Genomic DNA, 2,041 nt, shown 5'->3' on the forward strand with positions numbered 1-2,041 from the left:
CTTTTGAGTACTTCTTTCGTGTGGTCAATTTCTTCATCTCCAGTTAGGGGTATTATCCTTAACTGGGTTGGTCTGTTCTATTAGGCCACGTCATTGCCCACTCTACAGAAACCCGGATTCCATTCGGAATGTTGGAACTATGCGGTAATATTCCAAGGGAAATCGAACGTGTAAATATAAACTCATCTCCAAAATGTAAACTGGCAAGATGAGCAATTTTATCCAATTCGCTTTGATCACTAGAAGTGCTCGGTGGTGGTAAAACAAGACCTCTGTCGTAGTAATCAACTAAAAGATCGCATATTGACGTGACAGTACTTTTTACACCGCAGAAGATTGCAACAGGCCCTTGATGGCATAATTTAAGCCCTAAATAAGCTGCGATGCTGGGGTTATCGTTTCTGGCGGGAAAAAGCCGATCGGTCCTCTCTCGACCTCTCGTTCCGAGGTTTATTTGCTCAATCACCCTAGGAACGAAAAAATCTCTATCTGCCTCACGATCTTGATCGATATATTGGAGTTGACCCATTTCAGTTTGCCAGCTTGCGAAGGCTGTACTTCTTACTGTTGGTATACATCCGGCACCTTGAATCTCAATACCGGCCTCCCCATTAAGCCATTCGCCAATAGAGTTTGCGTTAGCCATTACTGCGGAGATCAAAACCTTCTGAACATCATCACCTACTCGGGATTTGAGGTAGGCCATCAATAGCTCATAAGTGACACCTCTCCTTCCAGTGTCAAACTGATGACCTTCGTCAAAAATAAGCAAACCAATTGAGTCAGCTAAAGCAGGTTCATGCCTCAAAAGATAAACAAGTTTCTCGGGTGTGGTAACGACTATAGACTTGGTCGCCATTCCATCCTTGGAGGCTTGTCCGGTTAAAAATCTTATGAGATCGTCGTCACTATCGGAAATATCCAGAACATCTTGCAATTCATTGATATTTACATCTTCATCTTCGAACGCATGTTCAAATGTAGCGGTAATCTCCCTGCACAAAGCTCTAAATGGCGCTACAATTACGGCAACATCAGAACGCCCTGACAAAAAAGAGCTTCGAACTATTAATTCTGTCGATTTTGTCTTTCCCGCGCTCGTGGGCATCTGCACAACGGCAGATAAACCAGACAAAACGCCTTGCTCACCCAGCAACCTCTGAGCTGGCCAAAACTCTTGAACAAATTTTGGCTTAGTAATCACATTGACCCATTTCTCTATGGGGATTTGTGTATATTTTGGCAAACAGTTGATTGACGAGTTTTTGATTTTTCTTAGCAGGATAGAAGAAATAATATCAACAAATAAAAGCTCTCTATCAGAACCTTTTCCGTAAACTTCGTGCCTTAAGACCTGTATTGCCCGTTTTAAACTCTCAGCATTAACGCTTAAACTAAAGAATCTTCGAGTGGCATAGCCGACATCATCTATAGCTTGAGTTAAATAGGTTTCTTCGACGCGATACCAACCTTTGTCAAAGTCAGACTTTAATATCCATATCAAAACCCCCTCAAGATTAGTGTCAGTGAGCAGCTCTGTTTCATAGGGTAAACTTTTGGCTAGAACGATGGAGCTGCCAGGCATGTTCGCTAGATAGTAGGCCGCCGAACCTATAACCTTTAGATAAATAGTCATCTCATCAGCCAGATGCGACTGAATCAAAGCATCAAAATATTGCCCAACGGATATAAGCTTAGACTTTAACTCTTCATGTTCATCAGTCTCTTCAACCTGTTGTTCTTCACGAGCTTCGATAGCAGACAAGTCGCCTAATATGCCAATAGTCGTAACCAATAGCTTACGTGGATCGACAGGCAGCTCTATATGGGATGCTTCATCAATAGCAAACTCATACATCTTTGCTTTCGATTTCGTAATTGCCAGCATTTTCTTTGAGGGCGCTTCAAGCTTCATTAGCAGCCCTCTCTGACGTGGCCTAATAGAACTGACGTGGCCTAATAGAACAGACCAACCCAGTTAAGGATAATACCCCTAACTGGAGATGAAGAAATTGACCACACGAAAGAAGTACTCAAAAGA

The 2,041-nt window shown here is 42.5% G+C and carries 1 protein-coding gene; it reads right to left on the minus strand.

What is annotated here, in order from left to right; all coding sequences use genetic code 11:
* Positions 1-58 precede the first annotated feature (58 nt).
* The gene (locus F566_RS31380) at positions 59-1,915 is read right to left on the minus strand and encodes a DEAD/DEAH box helicase (RefSeq protein WP_020404967.1); all 1,857 of its coding nucleotides are present in this window, start codon (positions 1,913-1,915) and stop codon (positions 59-61) included.
* Positions 1,916-2,041: the final 126 nt, after the last annotated feature.

The sequence above is a fragment of the Hahella ganghwensis DSM 17046 genome (assembly GCF_000376785.1).
Classification (GTDB): Bacteria; Pseudomonadota; Gammaproteobacteria; order Pseudomonadales; family Oleiphilaceae; genus Hahella; species Hahella ganghwensis.